Here is a 16,097-nt window from a genome sequence, read left to right as displayed (position 1 = left end):
AGGATTACTGACTATTTTCAGGCGTCGGAGGCTCTTCCTTGGATTCTAAAGAGTTTTCATCTGGTACTTCCTTCAGCTCAGGGCCTATCTCTTCCATAATTTTTCTGGGAGTGCTGTCCAGTTTTAGTCTCAAGATGTCGGGCCGGGCATAGTGCCCTGCCGTATCGAGCAGGTTTTTGTGCCGGAGCGTGTCCTTCAGATTTATTTCAGCCACGGCCATATCTTCACCGTCAGGGAGCGGCCCGGCCAGGTAACGGCCGTCTGGAGAAACAACTGCCGTGCAGATTCCACCCTCAAGAAACTTTATGAAGGATTCGTCAGGGGCGATTTCGGCGCGCTGCTTTTCGGTTAGCCAGCAGGTGGCATTGACGACAAAGGCGCCTGATTCCCTGGCGTGATGGCGGATAGCGGCGTCAATCTGCTTTGACATGGATTCTCCACCCATGGAACCGGGGAAATGGGAGCAGTGAATCTGTTCCCCTTTGGCTATCAGGGCATAGCGAGCCAAAGGCATGTAATGCTCCCAGCAGATTAAGGCGCCGATGCGGCCGACCGCGGTTTCATAGACGGTCAGACCGCTGCCATCTCCCCAGCCCCAGATCATGCGTTCATGAAATGTAGGCATTATTTTGCGCCTTTTACCGGCAAGGGTGCCGTCCGCGTCAAAGATGAGCTGGGTATTGTAAAGGCTGCCGCCGTCCCTTTCGTTCACGCCCAGGACGACCACGGTGCCCGATTTTCTGGCTGCGGCGCTCACCGCTGCGGTGACCGGCCCCGGGACCTCCACGGCATTATCTCCCAGCTTTTCAAAGGCTTCCCCGATCATGATCGGGGGGTTGATCATGGCGAAATAGGGATAGTTTGGGATGACGGTCTCTGGAAAGACAGCCAGGCGGACATCCTCCTGGCTGCATCTTTCAATGATCTTGACGACCTTGTCTGTGGTGGCGTCCCGGTCAAAGAGGACCGGTGAAAGCTGAATCGCTGCCACCCGAAAGACGGCTTCGTTTAGCTTCATCTTTGCTCCTCCCCTAAATGACCCCTTCCTTTCGCAGTGTCTCGAGTTCTTCCTCTGAAAGCCCAAGGAGACTTAAAGCTATTTCCTCTGTGTGCTCGCCCAGGTCCGGGCTGGCCTTTTCAATCTGGCAGGGCGTGCGGGAGAATTTCATGGGCGTCCCGACGACCTTCAGTTTTCCGGCCCGTGAGTGAGTGACCTCCTGAATCATCTCCCTGGCCTGAACATGAGGGTCATTGACCACCTCTTCGATGCTATTGACCGGCCCGCACATGACCGAATGTTCATCCAGGGCCTTGAGCCACTCCTTGGTCGTCCGGGTGCGCATGAGATCGTTCATCTCTTTTTCAAAGAAGTTATAGTTCTTCAGCCTGGCTTCAATCGTATTGACCTTCTCATCTGTGATCCATTCCTCCTTGCTTGCGGCGTGGCAGAAATTAGTCCAGTCAGGGCCGGAGAAGGCGATGAGGATAATATGGCCGTCCCTGGTGGGAAAGATCTGAAATGGGGTCAGAAGCGGGTGTCTCGATCCCAGGGGTTTGGGAATTTCCCCAGAGGCGAAATACCTGGCGCAGGCGTTTTCGCACAGGGCCACCTGGGAGTCCATCATGGCCACGTCAATCTGCTGTCCTTCCCCGCTTCTTTCCCGTTCATAAAGGGCGGCGCATACTGCCAGCGCTGCAAATAAAGAAGCGCCCATGTCTCCGATGGAATAACCGACCCTGACGGGCGGTTCGTCCTGATTTCCAGTAATGCTCACCACCCCGCCCATGCCCTGGGCGATCATGTCATAGGCCGGTCGTTGAGCGTATGGGCCGGTCTGTCCAAACCCTGAAATCGAGGCGTAGATGATCTTTGGGTTGTGACTGCGCATGGCCTCATAACCCAGGCCCAGAGAATCCATGACCCCGGGCCGGAAGTTTTCAAGAACGATGTCCATCTGTTCGACCAGCTTGAAGACGATCTTTTTGGCCCGGGCGGCTTTAAGGTTGAGGGTTATGCTTTTTTTGCCCCGGTTGATGCTAAGAAAGTAGGAGCCGATTCCTTTGATAAAAGGACCGTTCCCCCGGGCGAAATCTCCAAATTTCGTGGCCTCGATCTTTATCACTTCTGCTCCAAGATCGGCCAGCAGCATGCTCGCAAATGGGCCGGAAAGGGCCCGGCCGAAACTCAAGACCCTGATTCCTTCCAGCGGTCCAGCCATACTCTATTCCCCCTGTTGTTATTCCTGGGGGAAAACTTCCTAGTAAAAAGCTCCCCCAGGGTTCCCCCGGATTTATCCCTGTTTAATATTAAATCTGTCTGTCTTGTCCGACCTGAAAAGAAAACGGACTAAACCGCGTCCTATGGTCGAAAATTTCCAGACCTTCCTTCTTTTTCAGAAACCCCACCACAGCGTAGGTCAGCGGTGTGGCAATGGCCTCATAAGATGACTTGACCAGCCACTGGGTTACGACAGCCAACCCCAGGGCCGACCAGGGGATGGTGCCTACAAAGGCGAGGGTGATAAAAAGCATCGAATCCAACCCCTGCCCCACAAGCGTTGACCCGATGGTGCGGGTCCATAAAAACTGTCCCTGTGTCATGATTTTCATTCTGGCCATGATGAATGAGTTGGCGAACCCGCCGACAAGGTAGGCGAAAAAGGAGGCTACCAGAAGACGCGGCGTGTAGCCCAGGATGCGTTCATAACTTTCCTGGCCTTCCCAGAATGAGGCCGCCGGAAGCAGCTGACCCAGCCAGAGTGCCAGTACGGTAATGAGATTGCAAAAGAAACCCAGCCAGATGGCTCGCCTGGTGTGCTGGTAGCCATAAACCTCGGTCAGCACGTCCCCTGCAATGTAGCTCATGGGAAAGATGATAATCGCGGCCGGCAGGATCAAGCCAAACAGGCTGATGATTTTTACGGCCATGATGTTGGCTGTGATAAGGCAGGTAATGAAAACAGAGACGACAACGATGTACCATATCGAAACATCGAATGGAGTTGAGGTGAAGGAGGACTGGTTATCCATTTTCTTTTCCTGAATTACCCTGGCGCACTGCGCGAACGTTCATGCGAATTCCTCCCCGCGCCACGAAGTCGGCCTTGATCTCCATCCAGGCAGGCTCACAGGCCTGAACCAGATCATCAAGGATTTTATTGGTGATCGTCTCCACGAAAGAGCCATGCTGCCTGTAAGCCAGGAGGTAGAGCTTGAGCGATTTCGATTCAATGCAAAGTTTGCAAGGGATGTAGTTTATTTCAATCGTGGCAAAGTCCGGCTGGCCTGTAACCGGGCAAAGGCTGGTAAACTCCCTGGTCATGAACTGGATGGTATAGCTTCTATTTGGATATGGGTTGGGAAAAGTATCCAGGATTTCAACCGATGGATTGTCGTAATTGGGCTCTGCTTTTGGCTGCCCCAGATGCTTCAGGGACGAGGTATCCTCTTTCATTTAATGCTCCTGTTTCCCGGATGGTCAGACATTATCACCCGGATTAAAATGGGTCAAGGGCATGGCCCTTGGGGATAGCTTTAATCCGGATAGCCTACCGGCATGATCAGCAGAGGATCGTGATCGGCCGGGATGCCCAGGGTTTTAATGACCTGATCGTTTCGGAAGGCGCCGACGATGCCTGCCTTGAGACCCAGGGCTTCGGCCTGGAGAAAGATATTTTGACCGACGCAGCCGGCCTCGATATGGGTGTAAGTGCTGCCCCGACGGCCATACTTGACCGTGCAGCGGGCGTATTCCCCGGTGATGACCAGCATGGCCGGCGCGCTGGCCATCCACATCTGGCCCAGGGAAGCCCTGGCCACGGCTTTGCGCCGGTCCCCCTCCTTTACAGGAATCACCTCATGCTTTTCAGGATGGTAGTGATAGACGCCCGGAGGCAGGGTTTTTACCGTCCGGTCGCCAACAACAGCATAGATATCAATCGGGTAAAGGGCTCCGGCGGATGGAGCGGTTTTAAGGGCGTAACCATGCCTCTTAGCCGTCACGCCATAGGCTGCCCACAAGATCTGGGAAAACTGATTCAGGGAAAGGGCCTCGGGTTTGAATGACCGGTGAGTCCGTCGCTTTTTAAGCGCTTCCTCCACAGATATTTCGCCTTTGTGTGAGGGAGGGGGAAGGGTTACCCTTTCCGCCCCTGCCACCAGGCTCGCAAACGGCATCAGGATCATCAATGCCGCGACTAGCATGATGATACTGAAAGTGTGGAAGGTGAACATGATTTTATCCTCCTTTTAATTTTTTAGAGGCTGCGGCTGCTTTAACAGCCTATTATACAATCCAGGACAGAAAATTCATTCAAATATATAACCTTTCTGGTATGATCACAAAAACTTGAAACATGGAGGCAAGGATGCTCGTTCTGACTGAAAAGAAAGGGCCGGTGACCACCATCATCATCAACCGGCCTGAGGTGCGAAACGCGGTGGATGGCGCCACGGCTAAGGAATTGGCAAACGCCTTCCGGGTCTTTGAGGCGGACGATAAGGCCAAGGTCGGGGTGCTTACCGGCGCAGAAGGGTGCTTTTGCGCTGGAGCCGACCTCAAAGCCATAACAGAAGGACAGGACCGCACCAACCGTGTCAGCGAGGAGGGCGACGGCCCCATGGGGCCGACCCGCATGTGGCTGGACAAGCCGGTGATTGCCGCCGTGGCCGGTTATGCCGTGGCCGGAGGCCTGGAACTGGCTCTATGGTGCGACCTGCGCGTCATGGAAAAGGACGCCTATTTCGGAGTCTTCTGCCGGCGCTGGGGTGTGCCTTTAATGGACGGTGGCACGGTGCGCTTACCCCGGCTGATCGGCCTTTCCCAGGCCCTGGACATGATCCTCACCGGCAGGCCTGTTGGGGCTGCGGAAGCCTTACGAATCGGCCTGGCCAACCGCATCGTGGAAACTGGCGCCTCTCGCGCCGAGGCCGAAACCCTGGCTGAAGAAATCGCACAATTCCCCGAGCGCTGCATGCTGAACGACCGGCGGTCTGCCTATGAGCAGATGAGCCTTCCTTTTGACATGGCCATGCGAAATGAGTTTCGCCTGGGTTTGGCCACCTTCTCGAGCGGCGAGACGGTTGAAGGCGCCAGCCGCTTCGCCCAGGGCGCCGGACGGCACGGGGCTTTTGAGTAATGAACCTCGTCCGAGCCTTTAAATACTTCATTAAAAATCAAGGAGGAACATTTCATGAGTGAACGATCAGGCAAGGTGCAGACAGTACTGGGTCTTATTGATCCTTCGGAACTTGGACACACCCAGCCGCACGAGCATCTCCTCGTTAATTTGATACCGGCCCCACAGCGGGATGGAGCGGTTGGAGAGGAGATCCGCATGGATAACCTCGGGTGGAACCGCAGGCACTGGACCAGTAATCCTGAAAACCTGCGTCTGACCAGCGAGGAAGACGCTATCAAGGAATTAGAGGATTATAAGGCTGCTGGAGGCGGGGCCATGGCCGAGTTATCAATTATTGGCATAGACCGCGATCCAGAGGCATATGGCCGTGTCTCAAAGGCAAGCGGGGTTCACGTGGTCATGGGCGCAGGCTACTACACCTCAGCCTACCATCCTCCAGAAGTTGAGAGCATGTCCGAAGAGGAACTTGCCAAGGTGATGGTGCGCGACGTTGTCGAAGGAACAGAAGGCACTGGAATTAAATCTGGCATCATCGGCGAAATTGGCCTGGACTGGCCGGTGCATGATAATGAGGCCAAGGTGCTCCGCGCCGCGGCGCGGGCGCAAAGGGAAACCGGCGCCTCGCTCAATATTCATCCCGGCCGCAACCCGGCCGCTCCGCTTGACGCCATTCGTATTGTGCATGACGCGGGAGGCGATCCGGAACGGACGGTCATGAGTCACATGGACCGGACCCTGTTCAATTTCAACGCCATGCTCGATCTGGCCAAGACAGGCTGTTATCTGGAGTGGGACCTCTTCGGGCAGGAGTCGAGTTACTATCCGCTCGCACCGATTGACATGCCAAACGATCACACGCGGATTGACTGCATCATGAAGTTCATTGAAGCGGGTTTTCGGAACAAGTTGCTCATTTCTCAGGACATCTGCACCAAGATCCATACTATGAAATTCGGCGGGGAAGGATACGGTCACATTCTGAAAAATATTCTGCCCATGATGAAGCAAAAGGGGATGAGCGACGAGGACATTGAAGCCTTGACGATTAAAAATCCGGCGCGTGTTTTGACTTTTTTATAACTTGTCAGTTTTTTTAGTTAAATTTTCATCAAGCCCTTGAGAAGCCTGAGGCTAGCCATTAAAAAAAGATTGAATGGAAGCCCTGACTCTACCGGCTGTATGGCCGTCCCACATTTCCGGGATTCGGCCTGGTTTAAAGCCGCTGCTCAGTATGGTATCAACATGCTGGCGCACTGTGGAAAGGTCAGTCAGCCGATTGGTTCCCTGAGTAATCGTAATGGGCCGTTCGGTATTTGCCCGGAGCGTCAGACATGGGATGCCGAGATAGGTGGTCTCTTCCTGGATGCCGCCCGAATCGGTCAAGGCGAATCTGGAATTAAAAAGCAAATTCATAAACTGCTTATAAGGCAGGGGGGCCATGATATGCAGGTTTTTCGCGTCCTCGAAGGTCTTAAGGGAACCGAATGCTTCGAGATTCTTACGAGTTCGAGGGTGGACAGGAAAAACAAGCGGGATCAGGTCCGATAATTCAACCAGCGCCTGGCAGAGGCGGGCTAGTTTCTCTGGCAGATCCACGTTGGAAGGACGGTGCAAAGTCACAAGGCCGTATCCCTGCGGCTGAAAACCAAGTTTCAGAAAGGTCTTTTCTTCATCAATCCTTGGGCGCAGCATTTCCAGGGAATCAATCATAATGTTGCCTACCCGTTCTATTTTCTCAGGCGGAATACCCTCCCTGGTCAAGTTTTTGTCGCCATCTATCGAGGGGGTCCAGAGAATGTCAGCCAAGGCATCGGTCACGATGCGGTTGATTTCCTCTGGCATGGTTCGATCAAAGGACCGAAGGCCTGCTTCCAGGTGAGCCGTCTTTTGCCTCAGCTTGGCCGCGGCCAGGGTGCAGGCCATGGTGGAGTTCACATCCCCGACCACGATCACCAGGTCGGGCTTTTCGTCCAGACAGACCTTTTCGTAAGCCATCATGACCCGTGCGGTTTGTTCTGCATGTGTCCCGCTGCCCACGCCCAGGTAGATGTCCGGGCTGGGAAGCTCCAGGTCAATGAAGAAGGAGTCTGACATATTGACATCATAATGCTGGCCTGTATGAACGATGACCGGATTGGCCCAGGTTTCGTCTTTGAGGGTGTGATAAAGCGGAGCGATTTTCATGAAGTTCGGCCGCGCCGCCCCAATTAAATGTATCTTCAATTGACCCATAACAGAATCGTTAACGGCTGTGAACGAAACGCCTTACGTCTTTTCCTGTTCAGTTATCTTTAATAGTTTCAGCCAGCTTGTGGTCAATCTACTGCCGGGTAGTAAGACAGTCAAGCAAATTATGGGGTAATTGCCACGTCCGCCTTTGGGATAAGTCCTTATTTCCCCGGTGATTTCGCTCATTACACATGCCTGCCGACAAAAAAATCTGCAAAACAGTAATCGAGTTTTTAATTCGTGTTATAGTAAAATTTTCAGAGCCTGTTCTGATTGGAAGTTAAACCAAGGAGGGATCAATGGGACCGCTTGACAGAGTGAAAATTATTGAAATTGCCGGAATTGGACCCGGGCCGTTCTGCGCCATGATGCTGGCGGACATGGGTGCTGACATCATTCGTGTGGAGCGTAGAGGTCTACCCACGGCCAGGACGGATATGAAATACCAGGTCTTGAATCGCGGCCGCCGGTCGGTCGCTATTGATCTGAAGAAGCCCGAAGGGGTTGAGTCAGTCCTTAACCTGGTCGAGCGAGCGGATGCCTTATTTGAAGGCTTCCGGCCCGGTGTGATGGAGCGGCTGGGGCTCGGGCCGGATGTCTGCCTGAAGCGGAATCCAAGGCTTGTTTACGGCCGCATGACCGGTTGGGGACAGGAAGGGCCGCTTTCCCAAGCGGCTGGCCATGATATCAACTACATTGCCACCACGGGCGCGCTTTATGCTATCGGGCGGCGCGGCGAGAAACCGGTGCCTCCATTGAACCTGGTCGGCGATTTCGGCGGCGGCGGCATGCTGCTGGCCTTTGGGATCGTGTGTGCGCTTTATGAGACTCAGGTGTCCGGCCAGGGCCAGGTCGTGGACGCGGCCATGGTGGACGGCTCCGCGGCGCTCATGGCCATGTTTTACGGGCTCAGGGCTGGCGGGGCGTGGACCGATCAGCGCGGGAAAAACTTCCTGGACAGCGGCTCCCATTTTTACGACGCTTATGAGACGGCGGATGGCAGGTGGGTGGCTGTGGGCTCTCTTGAGCCGCAATTTTATGCGCTTTTGCTTAAGCACGCCGGTATTGACGATCCGGACTTCCAGGAACAGATGAACCAGATAAAGTGGTCGAAATTTAAGGAGAAGATAACGGCTGTCTTCAAAACCAAGACGCGGGATCAATGGTGCGAGATTATGGAAGGCACTGACGTTTGCTTCGCGCCGGTGCTCTCCATGGAAGAAGCGCCTAAATACCACCACCACATGGCCCGTGGAACGTTTGTCGAGGTTGACGGCGTACCGCAACCCGCGCCAGCGCCGCGTTTCAGCCGGACCAAGCCCGAGATTCAGGGGCCGCCGCCGGCGCCTGGCGAGCATACCGAATCCGCCCTCAGAGGCTGGGGCTTTTCCTCAGAAAAAATCAAATCGCTTAAGAAGGCAGGCGCTATCTGAATGAAATGAGCGGGGAAAGACCCGCCCTTGAGATGTCTCCCTATTACATTAGCAAATGCATCCCACATTCCCGGTGTTCGGCCGGTTCCTGTTTTTCAACCTGATTCAACTCAAACCTGCGCCCGGCGCGTGTTCCTTGCGATTGCATCCACGATGCGCGGCCAGGCCCCAATCGGAAGGTCATGCCCCATGCCTTCAATGATAAGCAGTTCCGCCTCTGGGATGGCGCTGGCCGTGTCTCGGCCTCCTTCCACAGGCACGAGGGGGTCGTCAGCGCCGTGGATGACGAGGGTAGGGGTGGTTACCTTGGCCAGGGCGGGTTTTCGGCTGCCATGCGCGATAACGGCCGCGAGCTGGCGCGCCACGCCTTGGGGGTGGAAACTGCGGTCAAAACCCCGCGCCGTTCTCTCGCGGACTCGCTTTTCGTCAAAGGGGAAGCCAGGACTGCCGATGGTTCGGGAGGCCTTTAGACTGTGCTCGATGTAAGCTTCACGTTTTTCAGGCACAGGCGTGAGTAGAACTTCCATGGCCTCGGGCTTGGCCTGCGGCAGCGCGGGATCGCCGGTGGTGGACATGATGGAGATGAGGCTCAAGACGCATGATGGATGGCGGCTGGCAACGGTCTGCGCAATCATACCGCCCATGGACGCGCCGCAGATGTGGGCCTTGTCAATGTCTAAACTGTCGAGCAGTCCAACCGCATCGTCGGCCATGTCGTCAACCGTGTAGGGCGCTTTAACTTCCTCGCCCCGCTGCGCGGCGGCCATCATTTCCATGACGTTGGGGACGCCCGCCTCATCGAATTTGGTCGAGAGTCCGATGTCCCGATTGTCAAACCGGATGACGTATAGGCCTTGGCTGGCAAGCTGGTCGCAGAACTCCTCGTCCCAGAGGATCATCTGGGCCCCAAGACCCATAATCAGGAGCAGCGGCGGTGAGGAGCGGTCCCCAAAGGTGTCGTACTCGATCTGGATACCATTGGCGGTTACGTTCGGCATGATCAATCCCTCCAGGTTTTATTCAGGCTTATATGACCCCGTGTCTCTTGACCTCAAGTAACTATTTAACTTTGAAAAAGTCAAGAATGAAAACCCGACTTTAAAGCCTGGACGGCTCCGAACTTATCAAGTATAAAAGGCTGGGGCCTGAAGCAGATGATGAAAGAATTCCGTTAGATATGTTAGGAGATTGGTCATGAAAAAATTTGGTTTAAAAGGAAGACAGTGGCTGAAGGGATTTCACATTTTTTTCGCCTGCGCCTGGATTGGCGCAGGAGTTTGCCTTGCTCTCATGAATATAGGGCTTAGCGCCACCGACGGGAAAGAACTTTACGGCATTAACCGCTCCATGAAATTCATTGACGATTTTGTTATTATTCCTGCGGCTATGGGCAGCCTCATTACCGGACTTTTATTTGCCATTTTCACACATTGGGGCTTTTTCAAGCATAATTGGATCACAGTCAAATGGGTCATCAATATTGGTGGGATCATATTTGGAACGTTCTGGCTTGGCCCCTGGCTGAACGCCTGTCTTCCCATTTCCGAGTCCCTGGGACTGGAGGCTCTCTCTGATCCGATGTACCTTCACAATAAAACCATGAATATGTGGTTTGGTTTGGCACAGGTCCTCACCTTGATCTTTGCGGCCTTCATCTCGGTTTTAAAGCCCTGGAGGAAGAAGGTCGCACCCGCCAAGGCTGAAGTTTAAGCCGTTCCGGTCAAGGAAAGCTTACGTCAAACAGCGGTTTTGTTTTTAAGGAAATGATTATTTCCGGCCGCCCCACAAAAGCAGGGAACAGACCAGGGTTATTCCAATTATGGCTCCACCGGCCATGGTGAAGCTGGAGGTAAACCCGAGATGATCAATGAGGTAGCCCATGACCGGCGTCAGGACGCCGCCGCCTTCCATGGCGCTGAAATAATAGACACCGAATATCGTCGAACGGTTAAGGTCCGAGGTATGACTGACAATATAGGCTTCAGTCACTGGCATGCGCATAGACAAACATGTTCCTAAAACAACCAGTAGAGCCACAGTTCCAAGCCCGTAAGGCAGCAGATTGAGCAGGCAGATGATAGGACCGGCGGCAAAACAAACCGTCAGGAGCACCGGTATCTTGCCTAAACGGTCAGAGAGATAGCCGCCTACCGGCGCTGACCAGCGCCCGGCGGAATAAATAACGGCCAGAAACGCGGCCGCGATTCTCTCGCTAACCCCGAACTGATCTACGATGAAGAGCGGTAGGAAGGATATGGCAGAGACAAGGATCGCTGAAATTCCGGTGCTCAGGACCATTACCACCACCAGACCGCGCAAACGACCAGGTTGAGATGGCGCTTCGGTCGGAGTAATGGTTATTTTATCTTTTTTCACTTCACCGTTCGTCAATCGGCCCAGTAGGACATAGAAGACGATCCCAAAGATAACGGCCGGGACCGCCAGGACGATAAACGAGCCGCGCCATCCCCAGGCCACGGCTATGGCGACCCCAATAAGCGGGGCCAGAAAGTAGCTGGCGCTGCCTCCGACAATATGCAGCCCCAGGGCTCGGCCCTGGTTTTCAGGTTTTACCGAGGCCGAAATCAGGGGCGGGGCCGATGGATGGTAGGCGCCGCCCATGACGCCCATGAGCATGAGGCAGAGAAGAAGTATGAAGTAGGTGGGCGAAAGGCCGATTAAAAGGCCGGCCATGGCCACGCCGCAGTTGCCTATCGTGATGAGAAGGCGGCGTCCAATGCGGTCAGCAAGCCATCCTGCTGGCAGCTGGCCAAAGCCATAAGACAGACTGAAGGCCGAGATCAGGAGTCCGGACTGGGTGTAATCGAGGCCGAAGTCGGTCCGGATCATTGGCAAAAGAGGGACGGGCAAGGCGGTCAGCAGGTGGTGCCCAAAGTGAGCCAGCACGAAAAGAGGCAGCAGCCCTGAAAACATAAAGGAGAAGTTTGATTTTTTAATGGCCTTTTCTTTCTGGATGTTGAGTTTTTGAGGGTTGACAATATCAAAAGGAAATCAAAAGCTCAACCTAAACCCTGTTTCGCATTAAAAAAGCGCCCAGGATTTCACCCTGCCGCGGGCGTTCTTGCCTTTTAATTAGGGTTTTAATGGTTTTTAAACAGCCTGTTAGATGAAATTTTGGAAGGGTCTGATCATTATCTGGCAGTGTGGACTTCTTTTATACAGCGGAACCCAAGCCAGTGAGCGCCGTTGATGGTGTCTTCCGGGGTCCAGCGACAAGTGATCCGGACAAATGTGGCTGTGCCCAGGAAGCATCCGCCGCGCATGGGCAGGAGCTCCCCTTGCCATCGGCCCTCGCACATCTCCCAGACGTTGCCACACATATCGTAGCACCCATACGGGCTCATCCCCTGGTCGAAGAGGCCGATTTCCGAGGTGCGGTCAAGACCGTATTCCCTGGAATTGCATCTTCCGGGGAGAAATTCATCGCCCCATGTCCACCACCGGCCGTCGGTTCCGCGCCCGGCCTTTTCCCATTGCGCTTCGGTGGGGAGAGATTTTCCAGCCCACCCGGCGTAAGCCCGGGCGTCGTCCCAGCCCACAAAAACAACAGGCTGCATGGGCTGGCTCCACATGGGCTCCCTCCAGAGTAAAGGCTCTCTATGTCCCGTCTCTTCGACGAATTTGCGGTACTGGTAGTTGGTCACCGGATACCGGTCAATATAGAAAGACTCAACCTGCACGGCGCGGGCGGGCACCTCAGTGGCAAACACAACGGTCTGTCTCTGATCCAACAGGTAGATCTGACGAAGTTCATCTTCAGTGATGCCCATGGTGAATGGGCCCCCGGGTATCAGGACCATCTCAGCCCCATCTAGAGGGGACATGATGGTTTCAGGAAGCGGCCCCTTGCCCAGTTCCTTGCTTAAATCCCAGTGGCTTTCCACGACTGAAGATTCCCCTTAAAAATTAAATCGACGTATCGGTTGCCTGATTGCGGGGTCGGTTCATAAACGCATCAGACGTGCTCAAGGGTGCAGCACATGAACATTTTACTCTTTTTTATCAGGATGACAACCCGGACTTAATGATCTGGTCTTTAGTGATTCAGGATTCCTAGGCCTCAAGTTTTTTCACTTTCAATCAAAGAGGTGTAATGCGCTTTGAGCGCTGTGAAAACAAAGAAGGTCCGCATCAGCTGAAAACGTTACTTTCCTTTGAACCTGGGCTTTCTTTTCTCTATAAACGCCCTCGGGCCTTCCTTTCCGTCCTCACTGCTTCGGAGGCGCCCCATGATGCGTTCGGCCATCCCGTGCGCCTCGCGCAGCGTGGGATGGCTATCTCTGAAGGCTAGCTCCTTGAGAGCTCTTATCACCAGGGGAGCATTTCCGGCGATCTTTTGCGCCAGTTCGGTCGCTTCTGACATCAATTCATCAGGAGGGACCACCTTGTTCACGAAACCGACTTCATAGGCCCTCTGCGCGCTGATTGGCTCGGCCGTAAAAAGCAGCTGCATGGCTAGGGCCGATGGTAAATGCCTTATCAAGCCTGCGCCGACTCCCCCGCTCACACCAACTAACGCCTCAGGGTATCCAAACTGCGCGTCAGAAGCGGCAAGGCGAAGATCGCACTGCATGGCAAACACGAGCCCTATCCCGAGACAGTGCCCTTGGACGGCGGCAATGATGGGCTTCCAGATCTCAATCCCGATACCAGGCACTGCCGGCATGGTCGGCCCGGGTTCTCTCAAGTCCACCCCGGCACAAAAGGCTCTATTTCCAGCGCCGGTGAGGATGGCGACCCAGGCGTCATCGTCCCGGGCGAATTGCTTCCAGGCGTTGACCAGGCCGTTTGACATGGCGGTGTTAAAGGCATTCAGTTTCCTGGGGCGGTTTAACGTGATATAGGCGATCTTTCCTTTTTTCTCATAGAGAACTGTCCTGCCAGCCATTACCTTCACCTATTGAAGATTTTTTTATTTTTTGACTTTTTGAACCAGCGCTGTCACGGCTTCCAGGTATTCTGACATGCCGTGAAAAAAGATGTCATTATGGTTGGCTCCAGGAATCTTAAGAAAATGCTTGTCCCCAGCCCCGCAAGCTTTATAAAGGGCCTCTCCGTTTGAGAACGGTATAATGTGGTCGTATTCCGCATGGATCACCAGGGTTGGTTTATCAAAAGAGGCGATTTTATCAAGGTTGCTTAAGCCCTTTCTTTTGATATCTGAAACGGTTGCACTGGTGCTGAGTAAATTAAAAAGGGGTTCCATAGAAGCAAACCCGCTTTCCACAATGAGGCCGTCAATGAGTTCCTGATAATGGAATGCCAGCTCGATGGCAGATGCGCTTCCAAGCGACCTTCCCATTACGATCAAAGGTCCGGTATAGCCTTCTTCTTTCAGCCAATCTTTTAGGAAGTGAAGGATGACATGACAGTCTCTCATCATGCCGGTAATGGTGGGGCTGCCTGTTGAACGCCCGTATCCTCTGTAATCCACGGGCAGAAAATTTATCCTGAGCTTGTTGTAAAGAGCCCCCATGTCCTCATAATCTGCGACAATCTCGCCGTTTCCATGAAAAAACAGGATATTGGGAGCCTGTTTGTCTATGGCGTGAACCCTGGCCCCAACCAGGACTTCTTCATCCACTGGAATCAGCAGGTCAATGGCATTATCTGCCGCGCCTGATCCAAACTCGGGTCTGGGATAAAACAAGATCGAGAGAACTTGAGGGACATCCAATTCTGAATAATCAATTTTAGAAAGATCAATCATTTCAAGACGCATATGTTAATTTGATTCAGGTCGCCGCACCTGCTGCGAGCAGCAATGATACCTTACCAGAATCTATCCTGGTGGCAACAAAATTAATCACTCCCTGGAAGGCAGATAATTAAACCTTTAATGATTTTTTCAAACACTTGTCTCTGTCGCTGGCCACATGAATGGAAAGAATTTGGTTATTATTAATATAGACGGCCTGATGTGCATCATGCTTTTTTCATTACATTAGGTAAGCCACAAGAAAGAGGTAAAAATGTGACACGTAGCGAGCGGCTCGCTTTCAGTTCTGAAGTTATTCTCATGCTCTTGACTATGACCTTTATATTTACTCTTCATAAGGACTCAGACCATTCCAACACTTGAGGCAGAGGTCTTCTTTAGGGATACCAATAGCCTCCACAAGGGCTTCGAGGCTGTTATATTTAACTGAATCCGCCTCGATCTCTTTCGCCACCCAATTTTCCAGTTCATCCAGTTGTCTCATGGAGGTGATATTTCCTCGCCGCAGGTATTTCCGGGCGATGAGTTCGTCATAACTACGGGTGGAAATACCGAAATCACAGGGATACATCAGAGGAGGGCAGGCAACACGGACATGCACCTCACGAGCCCCCGCCATTTTAAGGTCCCGCACCTTATACTGGATCTGTGTGCCTCGGACAATGGAATCATCACATAATATAATGCGCTGGTTCTTGATGGAGGCGTTAAGGACGGAGAGTTTACGCTTGGCCATCTTTTCACGGGCCACCTGGGTCGAGAGGGTGTAACTTCGATCAGCATACCGGTTATAAAGAAAAACCTCCTGGTAATTAATTTTTGACTGCATATGATATCCCAGGGCATGACCGATACCAGACATCGGTACCGGCGCGACCACATCCGCCTCGATCCCTCCTTCGTTCATATCTCGCTCTGCTAATCTGGCGCCCAAGTTGTTTCGGGCTTCCAGGACATACCTGCCTTCCATAACGGAATCAATACTTGAAGTATAGGCCCATTCAAATGCGCAGTGAGCTCGACGCGGGGAGTCAAGCTGTTTACAGCTCGTTAATCCCTGATCGTTTATCAGGATGATCTCACCAGGCCGCACATCCCGCACTACTTCAAGCTCAAGGTTTTGGATGGCTCGAGACTCGGAACTGACAATATACCTTCCCGGACCTTGACCTAAAATAAGAGGCCTGAATCCGTAAATATCCCGCGCCGCATAGATTCCATCCTTTGTCAGGACCACCAGGGTGTAAGCCCCTTTTATTTTATGAGCAAGGGTGGAAATGCCTTCCACAGGATCCCCCACTTCAAAAATAAACTTGGAAATGATTTCGATGTCATAACCTTCCTGGAAGGTTCTGCCTTTTTTCATCATCTCCTGCATCAGCTCGTTAGAATTGATGATATTGCCGCTAAACGCCAGAGCGACATCCCCCAGGCTTGACTGATACCTGACCGGCTGGCGCTCTTTAAGGCTCACGTGTCCGATACCCCATGTCCCTTTCAGGTAGTCCAGATTTTGATCGGTAAAGGTGTTGGTTACCTTGCCATGATGGGTGA

At 53.3% G+C, this 16,097-nt stretch carries 16 protein-coding genes; 4 read left to right on the top strand and 12 right to left on the bottom strand.

Going from position 1 to position 16,097, the window contains the following annotated elements; all coding sequences use genetic code 11:
- Positions 1 to 4: 4 nt before the first annotated feature.
- The 5 genes from JRI95_04700 to JRI95_04680 all read right to left on the bottom strand — a co-directional run bounded on the left by JRI95_04700 (position 5) and on the right by JRI95_04680 (position 4,176).
- On the bottom strand, positions 5 to 1,018 hold the full coding sequence (locus JRI95_04700) for an aliphatic nitrilase (protein MBW2060846.1): 1,014 nt from the start codon (positions 1,016 to 1,018) through the stop codon (positions 5 to 7).
- Between the two features lie 13 nt (positions 1,019 to 1,031).
- Positions 1,032 to 2,219 carry a CoA transferase gene (locus JRI95_04695; GenBank protein ID MBW2060845.1) on the bottom strand — a complete coding sequence of 396 codons (1,188 nt, stop codon included), beginning with the start codon at positions 2,217 to 2,219 and terminating at the stop codon, positions 1,032 to 1,034.
- A gap of 88 nt (positions 2,220 to 2,307) precedes the next feature.
- Positions 2,308 to 3,030 carry a queuosine precursor transporter gene (locus JRI95_04690; protein MBW2060844.1) on the bottom strand — a complete coding sequence of 241 codons (723 nt, stop codon included), beginning with the start codon at positions 3,028 to 3,030 and terminating at the stop codon, positions 2,308 to 2,310.
- On the bottom strand, positions 3,023 to 3,454 hold the full coding sequence (gene queF / locus JRI95_04685) for an NADPH-dependent 7-cyano-7-deazaguanine reductase QueF (protein MBW2060843.1): 432 nt from the start codon (positions 3,452 to 3,454) through the stop codon (positions 3,023 to 3,025). Before queF ends, JRI95_04690 begins: the two co-directional genes overlap by 8 nt.
- A gap of 80 nt (positions 3,455 to 3,534) precedes the next feature.
- Complete coding sequence (locus tag JRI95_04680; protein MBW2060842.1) at positions 3,535 to 4,176, bottom strand: SagB/ThcOx family dehydrogenase; 642 nt, start codon at positions 4,174 to 4,176, stop codon at positions 3,535 to 3,537.
- A 191-nt stretch (positions 4,177 to 4,367) separates the two neighbouring features.
- On the opposite strand from JRI95_04680, the gene JRI95_04675 reads away from it, so the two are divergent.
- Complete coding sequence (locus JRI95_04675) at positions 4,368 to 5,138, top strand: crotonase/enoyl-CoA hydratase family protein (GenBank protein ID MBW2060841.1); 771 nt, start codon at positions 4,368 to 4,370, stop codon at positions 5,136 to 5,138.
- A 54-nt stretch (positions 5,139 to 5,192) separates the two neighbouring features.
- Entirely contained in the window at positions 5,193 to 6,221 is a 1,029-nt protein-coding gene (locus JRI95_04670) for an aryldialkylphosphatase (GenBank protein ID MBW2060840.1), read from the top strand.
- A 51-nt stretch (positions 6,222 to 6,272) separates the two neighbouring features.
- On the opposite strand, the gene wecB is transcribed toward JRI95_04670, so the two are convergent.
- The gene (wecB, locus tag JRI95_04665) at positions 6,273 to 7,373 is read right to left on the bottom strand and encodes a UDP-N-acetylglucosamine 2-epimerase (non-hydrolyzing) (GenBank protein ID MBW2060839.1); all 1,101 of its coding nucleotides are present in this window, start codon (positions 7,371 to 7,373) and stop codon (positions 6,273 to 6,275) included.
- A 296-nt stretch (positions 7,374 to 7,669) separates the two neighbouring features.
- On the opposite strand from wecB, the gene JRI95_04660 reads away from it, so the two are divergent.
- Entirely contained in the window at positions 7,670 to 8,803 is a 1,134-nt protein-coding gene (locus JRI95_04660; GenBank protein MBW2060838.1) for a CoA transferase, read from the top strand.
- A gap of 110 nt (positions 8,804 to 8,913) precedes the next feature.
- Here JRI95_04660 and JRI95_04655 read toward each other — a convergent pair whose 3' ends face one another.
- Positions 8,914 to 9,801 (bottom strand): alpha/beta hydrolase, encoded by an 888-nt coding sequence (locus tag JRI95_04655; GenBank protein ID MBW2060837.1) that lies wholly within the window; start codon positions 9,799 to 9,801, stop codon positions 8,914 to 8,916.
- Between the two features lie 196 nt (positions 9,802 to 9,997).
- Here JRI95_04655 and JRI95_04650 point away from each other — a divergent pair, with 196 nt between their 5' ends.
- On the top strand, positions 9,998 to 10,513 hold the full coding sequence (locus tag JRI95_04650) for a hypothetical protein (protein ID MBW2060836.1): 516 nt from the start codon (positions 9,998 to 10,000) through the stop codon (positions 10,511 to 10,513).
- Between the two features lie 57 nt (positions 10,514 to 10,570).
- On the opposite strand, the gene JRI95_04645 is transcribed toward JRI95_04650, so the two are convergent.
- From JRI95_04645 to JRI95_04625, 5 genes are all read right to left on the bottom strand, one after another.
- A complete protein-coding gene (locus JRI95_04645; protein ID MBW2060835.1) occupies positions 10,571 to 11,737 on the bottom strand; it encodes an MFS transporter in 1,167 nt (388 codons plus the stop codon).
- A gap of 218 nt (positions 11,738 to 11,955) precedes the next feature.
- A complete protein-coding gene (locus JRI95_04640) occupies positions 11,956 to 12,708 on the bottom strand; it encodes an SUMF1/EgtB/PvdO family nonheme iron enzyme (protein ID MBW2060834.1) in 753 nt (250 codons plus the stop codon).
- Between the two features lie 260 nt (positions 12,709 to 12,968).
- Complete coding sequence (locus tag JRI95_04635; protein MBW2060833.1) at positions 12,969 to 13,712, bottom strand: enoyl-CoA hydratase/isomerase family protein; 744 nt, start codon at positions 13,710 to 13,712, stop codon at positions 12,969 to 12,971.
- 24 nt (positions 13,713 to 13,736) lie between these two features.
- Entirely contained in the window at positions 13,737 to 14,534 is a 798-nt protein-coding gene (locus JRI95_04630; protein ID MBW2060832.1) for an alpha/beta hydrolase, read from the bottom strand.
- Positions 14,535 to 14,868: 334 nt separating this feature from the next.
- A partial coding sequence (locus tag JRI95_04625) for an amidophosphoribosyltransferase (protein MBW2060831.1) occupies positions 14,869 to 16,097 on the bottom strand: 1,229 nt, incomplete at its 5' end.

Source organism: Deltaproteobacteria bacterium, from assembly GCA_019308995.1.
Taxonomy (GTDB): Bacteria; Desulfobacterota; Desulfarculia; order Adiutricales; family JAFDHD01; genus JAFDHD01.
This window is presented reverse-complemented; position numbering and strand designations above follow the sequence as displayed.